Source organism: Curtobacterium sp. YC1 (assembly GCF_016267665.1).
GTDB lineage: Bacteria > Actinomycetota > Actinomycetes > Actinomycetales > Microbacteriaceae > Curtobacterium.
Window position 1 is genome coordinate 2,244,073 of sequence record NZ_CP066341.1, and the last position, 14,808, is coordinate 2,258,880.

Below are 14,808 nucleotides of genomic sequence, written 5' to 3' on the forward strand. Positions count from 1 at the left end.
TGCGGGTCGACCGGTAGGCTCCCGTCCATGACGTTCGCGGACACCCGCCCCATCCTGGACCAGCTCGGCTACACGATCCGGTACGTGCAGCTCCCCGGCGAGACCCTCCACGAGCCGCCGGTCGAGGGGGCGCTCCGCGTCGTCCAGACGGACGCCACCGGCTACGCCCTGGAAGTCGTCGACTACGGCACCGCCCGCCGGCTGGCCCAGGCCACCGGCGAGGAGGACGCCGTCGAGATGCTGCGTCGGTTCCTCAACCGGCCGTTCCCGGAGCCGCGGGACATCCGGCGGCACGAGCTCGACGGGCTGCGCGACCGTGCGGCGAGCACCTACCCGCAGCTCGCCCAGCAGGTGGCCCAGGCGGGCGCACAGGGTTTGACGATCCAGATCCCGGCCGGCGTGCCCGTCGACCGCATCGGCGGTCCCGACGGCTACCTGCTGCACCCGCTCGACACCCCGCTGCCGAGTCGCTCGCTGCCGCCGCACGTGGCGCAGTCCCCGGAGACCCACCGCTACGTGGTCGACCGCCCGTTCCTGGTGGTCGTCCGGTTCGTGCAGCCCTGGTTCGAGCAGCCGGGCGGCGCGCTCCGCTTCGAGGTCGCCGACCCGTCGACCACCGTGCGCGACCTGGTGGTCGACGGCTCGCTCGTCCGCCTCCGCGTGGTCTGACCCCTCCGACACACGAGGACAGCCCGCTCCACGCTCGACGCGTGGGGCGGGCTGTCCTCGTTCCGGCAGCTACTGCTGGTCGGGGCGGTCGTACTGGGCGCCAGCCGGGTTGGACGGCAGGCAGCCGAAGACGATGGCGGCGGCGCCGACGAACAGCGCGATGAGCCAGAACGGACCGGCCAGGTTCGCGTCGTGCACACGTCGCCACCCGAGGGCGATGCTCGGCACCAGGGTCGCCAGGGACCACAGCACGAACAGCCCGAGCAGGACGAACGCGAACGGCGACGGCGCGGCGCTGCCCGAGGGGTTGCCGTACTCGTCGACGGTGGAGCTCGACACCAGCGACGCGATGAGGATCGCGTAGAAGCCGCCGAACAGCACGATGGTCACGATCGCGTTGGCGAGGATCCAGTACCAGAACTCGCTCCGGCTGGCGCGGCCGTCGAACCGGGCGTACTTCTTGAAGAACCGGACGAACGCGTCGAGGAACCCGATGCCGTACCACGGGGCCCAGAGCGGCGGTGCGCCGTCCGGGCCGACCGGGATCGGCTGCTGGAACTGCGGGTACGGGTCGGCGTAGGGCTGCGCGTACGGCTGCTGCGCGTAGGGCTGCTGGCCGTACCCGGGCTGCTGCTGCCCGTAGCCAGGCTGTTGCCCGTACCCGGGCTGCTGGCCGTACTCGGGCTGCTGGCCGTACTCGGGCTGCTGGCCGTACTCGGGCTGCTGCTGGCCGTAACCGGGCTGCTGCCCGTAGGGCTGCCCGTACCCGGGCGGCGGACCCTGCGGCTGCCGGTCGTCCTGCGGCTGCTCGTCCGGACGCTCCTGCCCGGGCGTCCCGGCGGTGCTCATCGGCTGCTCCCCTGGCGCGTCGGCGTCGCGTTCCTGGCTCCACTCATCGCGAGCCGGCGGGACGGTCGAACCGCGCGCCCTCGGGAGCCGACGGCAGGAACATCATCACGAACACGGCCAGCGGTCCGAGGACCGGGATGAGCAGGAGCAGCGCGAGGAAGCCGCTGAAGTTCGCATCGTGCAACCGACGCACGATGAGCGCGAGGGTCGGGATCAGCAGGACGAGACCGACGATCCAGATGGGCACGCCCGCTGCGGGGTTCGACGAAGTCGACGAGAACCCGGCGTAGGTGGACGACGTGGTGGTGGTCGTCGTCCCGGTCGCGGCGATGAGGATCCCGGAGAGGACGGAGACGACGACACCGATGATCGCGCTCCACAGGTACCACCACCAGTACTCGCTGCGGCTGGCACGGCCGCTGAACGTCGCGTACTTCTTGAAGAACCGCACGAACGCCTTGCCGAACGAGATCCCGTACCACGGCGCCCAGAGCGGCGGTTCGCCGTTCGGACCGGTCGGCGGCTGCTGGCCGTACTGCGGTGCGCCGCCGAACTGGGCGTTCGGCTGGTTGTTCGGATCCTGCGGGTACTGATCGCTCACCTGGTCCCCCTCGAGTGTTGGCTGATGTTCACGTTCGAGTCAACCAGAACCCCTGAGCGGCCGTCAGGACCGTTCCGACGACGTCACCGCTGCAGCGGACGGTCGTACTGCTGCCCCTGCGGGTTCGAGGACATCAGCCCGATGATCAGCGAGAACAGGATGCCGATCGGCGGGATGATGAAGAACAAGGCGAACAAGCCGCTGAGGTTCACATCGTGCAGCCGTCGCACGGTCAGCGCGATGAACCCGAGGGCGCACGCGAGGCTCCAGAGGCTGCCGAGCCCGTCCGAACCGTCGTCGACGAACGGCAGCACGTCGAAGCCACTGCCGAAGATGCCGGCGGCCGCCGAACCGATGAGGTACCAGAGCGCCCAGAACCAGTACTCCGACTGGCTGGCCCGACCGTCGAAGCGCACGTACTTCTTCCAGAACCGCACGAACGCCTGAGGGAAGGGGATGCCGTACCAGGGCGCCCAGAGCGGTGGCCCGGCCTTCCCACCACTCGGCTGTCCCGGCACGGGCTGCGCGGACTGCCCGGACGGGCCCGGAGGCTGCTGGCCCCACGGCTGCTGGCCGTACGGACCCGGCTGCTGGCCGTACGGACCCGGCTGCTGGCCGTACGGACCCGGCTGCTGGCCGTACGGGCCCGGCTGCTGGCCGTACGGGCCCGGCTGCTGCCCGTACGGATCCGGCCGCTGGCCGTACGGGTCCCGGGGCGGGTACTGGTCACTCATCGGGCGTTCCTTCCGGCGCGGGTTGTCGGTCCACACAGAGTGTGGCACTCCCCCGGCCCGCAGAGCGTCATCCGCCCGGACGACACCTGACCCGACCGCCCGGTCAGGGCAGGAGCGCGAGCTTGCCTCCGGGGTGCCCGGACTCCAACAGCGCCGCCGCTGCCTTCGCCTCGGACAGGGGGAACGTCCGCGCCACCGGGACCTCGAGGTGCCCGGCACCCGCGAGGTCGATGAGCCGCTGCCGAACGGAGTCACGGAACGCCTTGCTCTCCGGCTGTGCGCCGCCGATCGCCCGGATGCCGTCGGACTCCGCCCGGCCGGGTGCCGCGATGGTCACGATGCGCGAGCGGTCTGCGACGAGCGCGAGGGAGACGTCCACCGCCTCGTCGGTGCCGACGCAGTCGAGCGCCACGTCGACGCCGTCGCCCGTGCCGTCCGCGACCAACGCTCGGACCCGCTCCTCGAGCCCGTCCCCGTAGGCGATCCACTCCCCGCCGAAGTCCGCGACCACGTCGGCGTTCCGTTCGGACGCGGTCCCGATCACCCGGGCACCGAGCAGGCGAAGCTGCTGGAGCAGGCTGACCCCAACGGCTCCGGCGGCGCCGTGCACGAGGACGGTGTCGTTCCCGGAGGCCTGGGTGACCCGGAGCATGTCGGCTGCGGTGGTCCCGGCGAGGAGGAGGTTCGCGGCCTCGGGGAAGCCGAGCGACGCGGGCTTCGCGAACACGTCGCGCGCGGGCACCGTCAGTTCCTCGGCCCACCCGCCCTGGACGCGGAACGCGAGGACCTCGTCACCGACGGCTCCCCCTCCGGAGGCGATCTCCGTGTCGGGCCCGATCGCGCTGACGGTGCCGGCGATCTCGTAGCCGACGGCGATCGGCAGGTCGGACGGGTCACCCTGGCGGGTGTGCTTCGTGTCGGCGGGGTTCATGCCGGCGGCGCGGACCCGGATGGTGACCTCGCCGGGACCGGGCGCGGGGACCGCTGTGTCGGTGTACTCGAGGACCTCGCTGCCGCCGAACCGCGGTGCCACCCAGTGCTTCGTCATGCACCGGACGGTACGCGCCGCCTCCCGCGGACTCTCGGGGTGCGCCCCACCCGCGGCACCGCGGATGGGTGTGTCGCGACCCCGTGACGGACTGGAGGCCCGTCACCAGCTGGTGACGGGCCTCCAGTCCGTGGAACGCGGACGTCGTCAGGCGCGCGCCTGGCGCACCCGGTCGGCGAACGCCGCGTGCAGCGGGTGCTGCGCGTCGAGCCCGGTGATCTGGGTGACCACGTCGGCATCGGATGCGTCCGAGGCCAGCAGTGCCTGCAGTTCGACGCTCTGCTCGTCGTCCGCGACGTCGAAGCGGAGTGCCGCACCCATCGCGTCCAACAGCGCAGTCGGTTCCGTGCCGTCCTCGGCCAGCGCGGCGGCGGGCGAGACGAAGCGCTCGTCGCGCGACAGCTTGCGGAGCGGCTGTCGGCCGACGCGCGTCACGGTGTCGGGTAGGTGCTCGTTCTCGAACCGCGCGATGATCGCCCGCACGTAGGCGCGGTGCACCTCGGGGTCGAGCTCGTGCCGGCGGACGAGCAGGTCGCTCGTCTCGGCGAGCACGGACTCGAGCGCGGAACGCACCGCCGGGATCGCGATGGCGTCCGAGATCTTGTCCGCCCCAGCGAGGAACCCGTGGTACGCGACGGTGGCGTGCCCGGTGTTCACCGTGAAGAGCTTGCGCTCGATCGACGCGGCGAGCCCGTCGACGTAGTGCGCACCCGGGATCGCCGGCTCGTTGCCACCGAAGGGGGTGCGGTCGATGGCCCACTCGAAGTAGGTCTCGACGGTGACGTCGAGTCCGCCGCCCTCGGGCTGCGCGGGCACGATGCGGTCGACGGCGGTGTTCGCGAAGACGGCCTTGGCCAGGGCGGCGTCGCGGCCGTCCTCGGGCAGGGCGTCGACGATGAACTCACGCAGCCGGTCCGTGGCGTTCAGGGCGTTCTCGCACGCCATGACGGCGATGGGCGCGGCGTCGGCGTCGCGTGCGACGAGCGCACGGGCGATGACGGGCGCGATGAAGCGCAGGACGTTCGGGCCGACGGCACACGTGACGACGTCGGCGGCGGCGATCTCCGCCACGACGCCGTCCTCGTCCTGCGCGCTGTTCAGGGCGCGGAAGCCGGTGACCTCGTGGTCCTGGGCACCGGCGCCGACCTCGTGCACGGTGTACGAGTCGGCGGCGGCCAGGGCGTCGATGAGCGGAGCGGCGACGTCGGCGAAGACGACCTCGTACCCCGCCTGGTGCAGCAGGAGCCCGACGAAGCCACGACCGATGTTGCCCGCGCCGAAGTGGACCGCGGTGCCGTGTTCCGCGCTCACTCGTTGACCTCGCCGAGGATCGACAGGATGGCGCTCGTGTCGGCGGCGTCGGTGAGCTTCTGGACCTCGTCCTCGTCGGAGAACACGATCGCGATCTTGGACAGGATGTCGAGGTGCTCGTTGTTCACGCCGGCGATGCCGACGACGAACCGCACGGGGTTGCCGTCCCAGTCGATGGGGGTGGCGTAGCGGATGAACGACAGGGCGGACGACTTGATGGCGTCCTTCGCGTCGTTGGTGCCGTGCGGGATGGCGAGGAAGTTGCCCATGTAGGTGGACACGCTCTTCTCGCGCTCGAGCATCGCCGGGTAGTAGTCCGCCGTGACCGCGCCCGCAGCCTCGAGGATCTCGGCCGCCTCCTTCATCGCTTCCGACTTGGTCGGAGCGGTGTCCTCGGTGTGGATGCGGATCTGGCTCTCCTGCAGGACGGGCATCGGGGGTTCTCCTTGTGTTCGAGGACGTGATGGAGGGGACGGGTCAGACCCGTCCCCTCCGATACTGCACTTCGTTACTGGTTGTGGCGTTACTGGTTCTTCAGCTGCTCGACGACCTGGTCGTACTGCGGCGCGTTCATGAAGTTGCCGACCGACACGTGCTGCGCGTTCGGGTTCTTCTGCTTGGCGCGCTCGGTGAGCTCCTCCTGCGTGATGATCAGGTCCTCGTCACCGGACAGGTTCGCGATCGCCTTGTTGGAGACCGTCACCCCTTCGATGCCCGCCTTCTTGATCTTGTTGCGCAGGACGCTGGCACCCATGGCGCTCGAGCCCATGCCGGCGTCGCAGGCGAAGACCAGGTTCTGGACCTTCGTCGCGGTCGCCGTGCTCGCCGAGCCGACGCCACCGAGGGAGGCCTCGGCCTCTTCCTCGTTGGCCGGCGAGTTGTTGCCGAGCAGGCCGGCGGTCGCGGCGTTGGCCTCGCGGCCCTTGTTCGCCTGGAGCTTCGCCATCGCGGCGCTCATGTCGCCACCGTTGCCCGACGCCAGGTCACGCTTGCGGCTGGCGAGCAGGAAGAAGGACGCGACCGCGAAGGTGACCGCGGCGGACAGGACGACCGACAGGATGACGCCGACGTAGCTGTCCTTCGACGTCGCGGTCAGCACCGCGAAGATCGAACCGGGCGACGCCGGGGCGACGAGACCGGAGTTGAAGAGCACGTTGGTGCCGACGCCCGTGGCGCCACCGAGGATGACGGCGACGAACAGGATCGGCTTCTGCAGCACGTACGGGAAGTAGATCTCGTGGATGCCACCGAAGAACTGGATGAGGATCGCGCCGGGAGCGGTCGAGCGGGCGATGCCGACACCGAAGAAGGTGAATGCGAGCAGCAGACCGAGACCGGGGCCGGGGTTCGCCTCGAGCAGGAACAGGATGGACTTGCCCGACTCCTCGACCTGCTGCGCACCGAGCTGGGACAGCACGCCGTGGTTGATGGCGTTGTTGAGGAAGAACACCTTCGCCGGCTCGATGATGACGCTCGCGAGCGGCAGCAGGGAGTTGTTCACCAGGAACTCGACGGCGACGCCCAGGCCCTCGGCGATGGCCTTGAAGACCGGCGCGAGCCAGAAGAAGCCGAGGAGCGCGAGGCCGAAGCCCAGGATGCCGGCCGAGTAGTTGTTGACGAGCATCTCGAAGCCGGGCTTGATCTTGCCGTCCCAGATCTTGTCGATCTGCTTGATGAGCCATGCACCGAGGGGGCCGCAGATCATCGCGCCGAGGATCATCACCGTGCCGGCGGCACCGAGGATGACACCCATCGCCATGATGGCGCCGACGACGGCACCGCGGGTCTCGTAGACCATGCGGCCGCCCTGGAAGGCGATCGCGAGCGGGATGAGGTAGGTCAGGATCGGGCCGACGAGGCCGACGTTCGCGACGCCGTCCGTCTCTCCGAACCCGCCGAGGATGCCGACGGGGGTCCAACCGGTCTCGATGAAGAAGGCCGTGATCAGACCCCACGCGATGAAGATCGCGATGTTGGGCATGACCATGCCGGAGAGGAACGTGCCGAACTTCTGAACGGCGACGCGTGCGCCGCCCCGCGACTTCGCGGGAGCGTCGGGCGCTGCAACGGACGACGTTGTCATGTGCGGTGACTTTCTGTGTGGTGGAGCTGCTGCGTGGTGATGGGAGGGGTGGTGCCGGGGGTGGTGGGTCAGGCGGCGTGCGCTGCGGCCGCGGCGGACCTGGCGGCCGCCGCCGTGCTCGCGGCGAGTGCCGCCGTCGCCATCTCGCGGGCCTGCTCGAGCGTGTGACGACCGAGTTCGGCGCGCACGTCGGCCAGGGCCGCGGGGGTCATGGACAGGGTGGTGGCGCCGAGACCGACCAGGACGACGGCGAGCAGCGGGTCCGCTGCCGCCTCGCCGCAGATCCCGACGGCCTTGCCGGCGGTGGCCCCGGCGGTGCCGAGCTGCGCGACGAGGCGCAGGACGGCCGGGTGCCACGGGTCCTGGTAGGACGCGACGCTGCCGAGCATGCGGTCGGCGGCCATCGTGTACTGGGTCAGGTCGTTCGTGCCGATGGACACGAAGTCCGCGTTCTGGAACACCTGCTCGGCCATCAGGGCGAGCGACGGCACCTCGGCCATGACGCCGGCGGTGCGGATGCCGAGCTCGCGGGCCAGGGTGACGAAGTACTCGGTCTCCTCGGCGTCGGCGACCATCGGGGCCATGACCCACAGGTCGGCCTCGGTCGCGGCGTCGGCCTGGGCGAGCGCGGTGAGCTGGTCGCGCAGCACCTCGGGGTGGTTCCGCAGGGCACGGAGGCCACGACGACCGAGCGCCGGGTTCTCCTCGTCCTTGTCGGTGAGGAACGGCAGCGGCTTGTCGGCACCGGCGTCGAGCGCGCGGACGACGACCTTCTTGCCGGGGAACGCCGCGAGGAGCTGGCGGTACGACTCGGTCTGCTGCTCGACCGTGGGGGCCGTCGGCGAGTCGAGGAAGAGGAACTCGGTGCGGAAGAGCCCCACGCCCTCCGCACCGAGAGCAACGGCGCCGGCGGCGTCGGCGGGGCTGCCGAGGTTCGCGAGCAGCGGCACGACGTGGCCGTCGGCGAGGGCGCCGGCGGTGAGCGGGGCGGCAGCGGCGGCGAGCCGGTCCGCGATCCGCTGGTCGACCTCGGCCACGAGCGACTCGGACGGGTCGGTGACGACCGTCCCGGCGGCGGCGTCGACGACGACGTGGACGCCCTCGGCGAGCTCGTCGGCGCCGGTCACGCCGACGATGGCGGTGATGCCCTTGGCGCGGGCGAGGATCGCGGTGTGCGAGGTCGGACCGCCGTCACGGGTGACGAGCGCCAGCACCTTGTCGAGGTCGAGCAGCGCGGTGTCGGCGGGAGCGAGGTCACGTGCGACGAGGACGAAGGGGGTGTCCGACTCGGGCACACCGGGAGCGGGGACGCCCCGGAGCTTCGCGATGATGCGCTGGGCGACGTCGTCCAGGTCGGCCGCGCGCTCCCCCATGTAGCCGCCCATGCCGACGAGCAGGTCGCGGAACTGGGCGAAGGCCTCGAACACCGCGCGCTCGGCGTTGGTGCCGCCGGCGATGCGGGTGTGGACGTCGTCGAGCAGCGTCGGGTCCTGCGCCATGAGCGCCTGCGCCTCGAGCACGGCCTGGGCGTCGCCACCGGCGAGCTGTCCGCGCTTGTTGAGGTCGTCCGCCACCGCGGCGAGCGCGTCGTGCACGGCCTGCTTGGCGTCGTCCGCCGACCCTGCGAGCGCGTCCTTCGACGGTTCGCCGAGCGGGTCAGCCATCCGGAGCACGGGGCCGTGGGCGACGCCACGGCCGACGCCGGTGCCGAGCAGTTCGGACATTCGAGACTCCTTCATCTCACACGCGCTTGCGGTGGGGTGGTTCGTTCGGTGCGCAGCGGCACGGAAGCGGACCACGCCCGTGCGGCTGAGAGCACACTACCCCGATCCGCGTTGACAAACAAACACATCCGGGGATAAAAATGCAGAAACAGATGCCCGTTTGCGTCTGGCGGATCGACCGCGGCCGTCGTCGTCGCCGACCACGTGCCCGAGCATGTCCGTTCCGTTCCGACCCGAGACGACGAGGTCCGATGTACGCACCAGAGCGCCACCAGCGCATCGTCGAACAGGCGCGCGCGCACGGGCGGGTCGACGTCAAGGACCTGGCCGAGCTGTTGGCCGTGACGCCGGAGACCATCCGGCGCGACCTGACCAGCCTCGAACGCCGCGGACTCGTCCGCCGTGCCCACGGTGGGGCGATCCCGGTGGAGCGCATCACCCTGCACCCGGGCGTCGGCGACCGCGGCGGCATCAACCAGACCGAGAAGATGGTCATCGCCGAGGCCGCGCTCGAGGAGCTGCCGGAGAACGGCTCGGTGATGATCGACGCCGGCACGTCGACCATCTGCCTGGCCGAGATGCTGCCCACCGACCGCGGGCTCACCGTGGTCACGCACTCGCTCCCCGTGGCCTCGGCGGTCGCGAACCGTCCGGGCATCGACCTGCACCTGCTCGGCGGGAACATCCGCAGCGACTCGCTGGCCGGCGTCGGCACCTGGACGCACCAGCTCATCGGGATGGTGAGCGTCGACGTGGCCTTCATCAGCATCAACGGGATCACCCCGGAGCGCGGACTGACGACGCACAACATGGCCGAGGCCGCCGTGAAGTCCGCCATGATCAAGTCCGCTCGCCGGAGCATCCTGCTCGCCGACCACACCAAGTTCGGGCGCGAGGAGTTCGGCCGCGTCGCCCCGCTCGCGGCGATCGACACGATCATCACCGACCCCGCCGTCAACCTCGACCTCGTGCGCGAGGTCGAGGCCGCCGGCACCGAGGTCTTCTGGCCCGGTCGACCCTGACCGCGCGCCGGACCCGTCCACCACGCGCTCGCTAGCATGAGCGCACCACCCATCGACAGGAGTTCATCGATGTCCGAAGCCACCCGCACCGTGACCGTCGCCAGCGCATCCGGCCTGCACGCTCGCCCCGCCTCCCTCTTCGTCCAGACCGTGACGGCGTCCGGGCACCAGGTCACGATCGCCAAGGGCGACAAGTCCGGGAACGCCGGCAGCATCCTCGCCCTGCTCGGGCTCGGCATCGAGCACGGCGACGAGGTCACCCTCACCGTCTCGGGCGACGACGCCGAGACCACCGCGGACAGCCTGGTCGAGTTCCTCGGGACGGACCACGACGCGGCCTGATCGCGCAGGTCGCGTCCGGGACGCGACCACCGGACGCACGGGAGGCACGGTGCCGGCTGGCACCGTGCCTCCCGTGCGTCCTGGGGGCGTCCAGGGCTGTCGGCACCCGCCGATAAGGTGTTCTGCATGACACGCCTGCGCCTCGCATCCGTCAACGTGAACGGCGTCCGCGCCGCCTTCCGCAAGGGAATGGGCGACTGGCTCGCCACCCGTGACGTCGACGTGCTGGCCCTGCAGGAAGTGCGCGCGTCGAGCGACGACCTGGCGGCGCTGCTCGGCGACGAGTGGGACATCGTGCACGACCCGGCGACCGCGAAGGGTCGGGCCGGCGTCGCGATCGCCTCACGTCACAGCGCACACGTGCACCGTGTCGCGCTGGGTGCGGACGACTTCGACTCCGCCGGGCGCTGGCTCGAGGCCGACTACGAGATCGGCGGCACGACGGTCACCGTGGTCTCCACCTACGTGCACTCGGGCGAGGTCGACACCCCCAAGCAGGACGAGAAGTGGACGTTCCTCGACGCGATGACCGAGCGGCTGCCCGCGCTCCGCGAGCACAACCCGCTCGCCGTCGTCGTGGGCGACCTCAACGTCGGCCACGACCAGCGCGACATCAAGAACTGGAAGGGCAACGTCAAGCGAGCCGGCTTCCTGCCGCGCGAGCGTGCCTACTTCTCCCGCTTCTTCGGCGAGCAGGGCACCGAGGTCGAGGGTGCCGACGGTTCCACCGGCCCCGGGCTCGGGTGGGTCGACGTGGGCCGCGCCCAGGCCGGTGACGTCGAGGGCCCGTACACGTGGTGGTCGTGGCGCGGTCAGGCCTTCGACAACGACACCGGCTGGCGCATCGACTACCAGATGGCCACACCCGACCTCGCCGCGAAGGTCACGGAGTACACGGTCGACCGCGCTGCGGCGTACGACCAGCGATGGTCCGACCACGCCCCCGTGGTCGTCGACTACGAACTCTGACCCTCTTCTCTCGCTTCACCTGACGCACCGGAGCACCACCATGACCACCACCCGCATCTTCTCGGGCATCCAGCCGTCCGCCGGCTCGCTGCACCTCGGCAACTACGTCGGGGCGCTCATGCAGTGGAGGACGCTGCTCGACGACCACGACGCCATCTACTGCGTCGTCGACATGCACGCGATCACCTCGCCGCAGGACCCGGCCGAGCTCCGGGCGAACACCCGGGCGACCGCCGCGCAGTACATCGCGTCCGGCATCGACCCCAGCCGGGCGACGCTCTTCGTGCAGTCGCACGTGCCCGCGCACGCCGAGCTCGCCTGGGTGCTGAACACCCTGACGGGCTTCGGCGAGGCCAGCCGGATGACCCAGTTCAAGGACAAGTCGGCGCGTCAGGGCGCGGAGACCGCGTCCGTCGGGCTCTTCACGTACCCGATCCTGATGGCCGCGGACATCCTGCTCTACGACACCAAGGTGGTGCCGGTCGGCGACGACCAGCGCCAGCACGTCGAGCTGACCCGCGACCTGGCCGGCCGCTTCAACTCGCGGTTCGGCGAGACCTTCGTCGTGCCCGAGGCGCGGATCCTCACCGACACCGCGCGCATCTACGACCTGCAGGACCCGACCAGCAAGATGAGCAAGTCGGCCGCGTCCGACAACGGCCTCATCCGTCTGCTCGACGACCCGAAGCGCACCGCGAAGAAGATCCGGTCGGCCGTGACCGACACCGAGCGCGAGATCCGGGCGGACCGGCAGGCGAAGCCCGGCATCACGAACCTGCTCTCGATCCTGTCCGCGTTCACCGGTACGTCCGTCGCCGACCTCGAGACGTCGTTCCAGGGCAAGGGCTACGGCGACCTGAAGGGCGAGGTCGCCGACGCCGTCGTGGCCGAGCTCGAACCCGTGCGCGCACGGACCCTCGAGCTGCTCGACGACCCGGCCGAGCTCGACCGGCTGCTCGCCGTGGGCGCCGACCGCGCCGAGTCGATCGCCCGCGAGACCCTCGCCCGGGTCTACGACCGCATCGGCTTCGTGCCCCGGGCGCGCGGCTGACGATGCAGCCCGTCACGCTGGAGTCCGCGCGGGTGCGGCTCGACGTCCCCACCCGCGCGGACACCACCGCGATCACCGACGCCTGCCAGGACCCGGACGTGGTCCGCTGGACCACGGTGCCGACGCCGTACCGCGAACAGGACGCCCGCACGTTCGTCGACGCCCTCGTCGGTCCGGGTTGGGCGTCCGACCGCGAGTACACCTGGGCGATCCGTCGCGCCGGCTCGACCTGGCTCGAGGGGGTCATCAGCTACCGCACGGCCGGGCGCGACCTCGGCTTCTGGTTGGCGCCGTCCGCCCGCGGCGCCGGTCTGATGCACGACGCCGTCGAACTCGTCGTCCAGTGGGCCTTCGCGGGTGGGGCACCCGACGTCTACTGGGAGTGCTACGCGGGCAACACCGCATCGGCCGCCGTGGCCCGTGCCGCCGGGTTCTCGTTCACGGGGACCGGCACGGCCCGCATCCCCGACCGCGACGGCGGCCCGACGACCGCGTGGACCGGACTCCGTCGCAGCGACGGCGCTCCGGCGTCGGACCTCCCCTGGCCGTCCGCGTCCTGAGGGTGCCCGCAGGCCGTGGTGACACGTCACCCTTCCCCCGCCGGTAGGCTCGGCCCGTGAGCGACACGGCACGACCCTCCGAGGTCCGGGCGATGCGCCGCGGGCTCGAACTCGCGGCCCTCGGGCCCGCCGTCGGTGACCACGCGCGCGTCGGTGCGGTGCTCCTCTCCCCCGACGGCGACGTCCTCGCCGAGGGGTGGCACAAGGGTGCCGGCACACCGCACGCCGAGGTGGACGCGATGGCGAAGGTCGACCCGGAACGCCTCCGCGGCGCGACCGCCGTCGTGACGCTCGAACCCTGCAACCACACCGGCCGGACCGGGCCGTGCGCGCTCGCCCTGCTCGAGGCCGGGGTCGCCCGCGTCGTGTACGCGATCGACGATCCCGGTGCCGAGGTGCACGGCGGTGCCGATCGCCTGCGCGCCGGCGGCGTCGACGTCGTGTCCGGGGTGCTCGCCGACCAGGCAGAGTCGTTCCTGGAACGCTGGCTGCTGTCGGTGCGGCTCGGGCGTCCGTGGGTGACGGTGAAGTGGGCGTCGAGCCTCGACGGTCGGGCCGCCGCGCCGGACGGCACGAGCAAGTGGATCACCGGGGCGGCCGCTCGGCAGCACGTCCACGAACAGCGCGCCGCGCACGACGCGATCCTGGTCGGCACCGGGACCGTGCTCGCCGACGACCCGAGCCTGACCGCCCGCGGGGACGCCGGTGAGCTCCTCGCCGACCAGCCCCTCGCCGTCGTGCTCGGCGACCGGCCCGTCCCGGCCGACGCCGCCGTGCGTCGACACCCACGCGGACTCGTCACCCTGCGCGGCCACGACCTCGGTGCCTCGCTCGCCGCCCTGCGTGGGTACGGCGTGCACTCGGTGTTCGTCGAGGGCGGCCCCACCGTCGCCTCGGCGCTCATCGCCGCCGGGCTCGTCGACGAGTACCTGGTGTACGTGGCCCCGGTCCTGCTCGGCGGACCCCGAGTGGCCCTCGGTGACCTCGGGGTGGGAAGCATGCCGGACCGTCGTCGGTTGGACGTACTATCGACCACCGCCCTGGGCCCCGACCTGCTGGTCCGTGCTCGACCGCAGGGCGACCCGCACCACCGGCTCCCGCACGAGCCGAGCCAGCAGCAGCAGCAGCAGCAGCACCACGCGACACCCGGGTCGGCAGACGGCCCCACGAACGACCGGAGCACCACATGAGCGACGCGCTGACCTCCCCCACGCCCGGCAGCCCGGTCCACTTCGAGGTGTCGACGAACGTGCCGACCACCCACGGCACGTTCGAGATGCGCGCCTACCGCGACCTCGTCACCAGCGCCGAGCACGTCGCGATCATCGCGCCCCTACCCGACGGGTCGCTCCCCGCCGACGGCACCCTCGTCCGGGTGCACTCCGAGTGCCTGACCGGCGAGGCCTTCGGATCGCTGAAGTGCGAGTGCGGTCCGCAGCTCGACGCGGCGCTCGACACCATCGCGGCGGAGGGCGGCGTGGTCGTCTACCTGCGCGGCCACGAGGGGCGCGGCATCGGCCTGATCAACAAGCTCAAGGCCTACCGCCTGCAGGAGGACGGTCTCGACACCCTCGACGCGAACCTCGCGCTCGGGCTGCCCGCCGACTCCCGTGCCTACGGCGGTGCGGCCGGCATCCTCGCCGACCTCGGGATCACGAGCGTCCGGCTGCTGTCGAACAACCCGGAGAAGCGCCGGCAGCTCGAGGAGCACGGCATCGCGGTGGAGTCGCTCGTGCCCCTCGTCGTCGGCGTCCAGGCGCAGAACGCCGGGTACCTCGACACCAAGCGCGACCGGATGGGGCACCAGCTGCCGGCGCACCTCGAAGCGGGTGCCGGCGCCTGAGT

The 14,808-nt window shown here is 71.3% G+C and carries 15 protein-coding genes and 1 pseudogene; 8 read left to right on the top strand and 8 right to left on the bottom strand.

What is annotated here, in order from left to right:
- The first annotated feature begins 27 nt into the window (after positions 1-27).
- Positions 28-669, top strand: a complete 642-nt coding sequence (locus tag I8920_RS10470) for a TNT domain-containing protein (RefSeq protein WP_198656302.1) — start codon at positions 28-30, stop codon at positions 667-669.
- 69 nt (positions 670-738) lie between these two features.
- On the opposite strand, the gene I8920_RS16325 is transcribed toward I8920_RS10470, so the two are convergent.
- The 8 genes from I8920_RS16325 to ptsP all read right to left on the bottom strand — a co-directional run bounded on the left by I8920_RS16325 (position 739) and on the right by ptsP (position 9,019).
- Entirely contained in the window at positions 739-1,518 is a 780-nt protein-coding gene (locus tag I8920_RS16325) for a DUF805 domain-containing protein (RefSeq protein WP_198656303.1), read from the bottom strand.
- Between the two features lie 43 nt (positions 1,519-1,561).
- Entirely contained in the window at positions 1,562-2,119 is a 558-nt protein-coding gene (locus I8920_RS10480; protein WP_198656304.1) for a DUF805 domain-containing protein, read from the bottom strand.
- Between the two features lie 83 nt (positions 2,120-2,202).
- Positions 2,203-2,853 carry a DUF805 domain-containing protein gene (locus I8920_RS10485; protein WP_198656305.1) on the bottom strand — a complete coding sequence of 217 codons (651 nt, stop codon included), beginning with the start codon at positions 2,851-2,853 and terminating at the stop codon, positions 2,203-2,205.
- Between the two features lie 103 nt (positions 2,854-2,956).
- Positions 2,957-3,901 (bottom strand): NADP-dependent oxidoreductase, encoded by a 945-nt coding sequence (locus I8920_RS10490; RefSeq protein ID WP_198656306.1) that lies wholly within the window; start codon positions 3,899-3,901, stop codon positions 2,957-2,959.
- A gap of 147 nt (positions 3,902-4,048) precedes the next feature.
- A complete protein-coding gene (locus tag I8920_RS10495; protein ID WP_198656307.1) occupies positions 4,049-5,212 on the bottom strand; it encodes a mannitol-1-phosphate 5-dehydrogenase in 1,164 nt (387 codons plus the stop codon).
- The gene (locus I8920_RS10500; protein ID WP_198656308.1) at positions 5,209-5,646 is read right to left on the bottom strand and encodes a PTS sugar transporter subunit IIA; all 438 of its coding nucleotides are present in this window, start codon (positions 5,644-5,646) and stop codon (positions 5,209-5,211) included. Before I8920_RS10500 ends, I8920_RS10495 begins: the two co-directional genes overlap by 4 nt.
- Before the next feature lie 89 nt (positions 5,647-5,735).
- Complete coding sequence (locus tag I8920_RS10505; RefSeq protein WP_198656309.1) at positions 5,736-7,295, bottom strand: PTS mannitol transporter subunit IICB; 1,560 nt, start codon at positions 7,293-7,295, stop codon at positions 5,736-5,738.
- Positions 7,296-7,363: 68 nt separating this feature from the next.
- Entirely contained in the window at positions 7,364-9,019 is a 1,656-nt protein-coding gene (gene ptsP, locus I8920_RS10510; protein WP_198656310.1) for a phosphoenolpyruvate--protein phosphotransferase, read from the bottom strand.
- Positions 9,020-9,270: 251 nt separating this feature from the next.
- Between ptsP and I8920_RS10515 the strand changes: the two genes are divergently transcribed.
- From I8920_RS10515 to ribA, 7 genes and pseudogenes are all read left to right on the top strand, one after another.
- Positions 9,271-10,041: a DeoR/GlpR family DNA-binding transcription regulator gene (locus I8920_RS10515; protein ID WP_198656311.1), complete on the top strand. Its 771-nt coding sequence runs from the start codon at positions 9,271-9,273 to the stop codon at positions 10,039-10,041.
- A 69-nt stretch (positions 10,042-10,110) separates the two neighbouring features.
- Entirely contained in the window at positions 10,111-10,383 is a 273-nt protein-coding gene (locus I8920_RS10520) for an HPr family phosphocarrier protein (RefSeq protein WP_017888725.1), read from the top strand.
- Between the two features lie 126 nt (positions 10,384-10,509).
- The gene (locus tag I8920_RS10525) at positions 10,510-11,352 is read left to right on the top strand and encodes an exodeoxyribonuclease III (RefSeq protein WP_198656312.1); all 843 of its coding nucleotides are present in this window, start codon (positions 10,510-10,512) and stop codon (positions 11,350-11,352) included.
- Positions 11,353-11,392: 40 nt separating this feature from the next.
- A complete protein-coding gene (gene trpS, locus I8920_RS10530; protein ID WP_198656313.1) occupies positions 11,393-12,403 on the top strand; it encodes a tryptophan--tRNA ligase in 1,011 nt (336 codons plus the stop codon).
- Between the two features lie 2 nt (positions 12,404-12,405).
- A complete protein-coding gene (locus tag I8920_RS10535) occupies positions 12,406-12,963 on the top strand; it encodes a GNAT family N-acetyltransferase (RefSeq protein WP_198656314.1) in 558 nt (185 codons plus the stop codon).
- 92 nt (positions 12,964-13,055) lie between these two features.
- Complete coding sequence (gene ribD / locus I8920_RS10540; protein ID WP_198658717.1) at positions 13,056-14,153, top strand: bifunctional diaminohydroxyphosphoribosylaminopyrimidine deaminase/5-amino-6-(5-phosphoribosylamino)uracil reductase RibD; 1,098 nt, start codon at positions 13,056-13,058, stop codon at positions 14,151-14,153.
- A gap of 29 nt (positions 14,154-14,182) precedes the next feature.
- Positions 14,183-14,806: pseudogene (ribA, locus tag I8920_RS10545) on the top strand (GTP cyclohydrolase II); the annotation flags it as partial.
- Positions 14,807-14,808 lie beyond the last annotated feature (2 nt).

Coding starts and splice junctions, on each gene's coding strand:
- I8920_RS16325 (WP_198656303.1), bottom strand. CDS start 1,518: ATGAGCACCGCCGGGACGCCCGGGCAGGAGCGTCCGGACGAGCAGCCG.
- ribD (WP_198658717.1), top strand. CDS start 13,056: ATGCGCCGCGGGCTCGAACTCGCGGCCCTCGGGCCCGCCGTCGGTGAC.
- I8920_RS10485 (WP_198656305.1), bottom strand. CDS start 2,853: ATGAGTGACCAGTACCCGCCCCGGGACCCGTACGGCCAGCGGCCGGAT.
- trpS (WP_198656313.1), top strand. CDS start 11,393: ATGACCACCACCCGCATCTTCTCGGGCATCCAGCCGTCCGCCGGCTCG.
- I8920_RS10490 (WP_198656306.1), bottom strand. CDS start 3,901: ATGACGAAGCACTGGGTGGCACCGCGGTTCGGCGGCAGCGAGGTCCTC.
- I8920_RS10515 (WP_198656311.1), top strand. CDS start 9,271: ATGTACGCACCAGAGCGCCACCAGCGCATCGTCGAACAGGCGCGCGCG.
- I8920_RS10505 (WP_198656309.1), bottom strand. CDS start 7,295: ATGACAACGTCGTCCGTTGCAGCGCCCGACGCTCCCGCGAAGTCGCGG.
- I8920_RS10535 (WP_198656314.1), top strand. CDS start 12,406: ATGCAGCCCGTCACGCTGGAGTCCGCGCGGGTGCGGCTCGACGTCCCC.
- I8920_RS10500 (WP_198656308.1), bottom strand. CDS start 5,646: ATGCCCGTCCTGCAGGAGAGCCAGATCCGCATCCACACCGAGGACACC.
- I8920_RS10525 (WP_198656312.1), top strand. CDS start 10,510: ATGACACGCCTGCGCCTCGCATCCGTCAACGTGAACGGCGTCCGCGCC.
- ptsP (WP_198656310.1), bottom strand. CDS start 9,019: ATGTCCGAACTGCTCGGCACCGGCGTCGGCCGTGGCGTCGCCCACGGC.
- I8920_RS10520 (WP_017888725.1), top strand. CDS start 10,111: ATGTCCGAAGCCACCCGCACCGTGACCGTCGCCAGCGCATCCGGCCTG.
- I8920_RS10470 (WP_198656302.1), top strand. CDS start 28: ATGACGTTCGCGGACACCCGCCCCATCCTGGACCAGCTCGGCTACACG.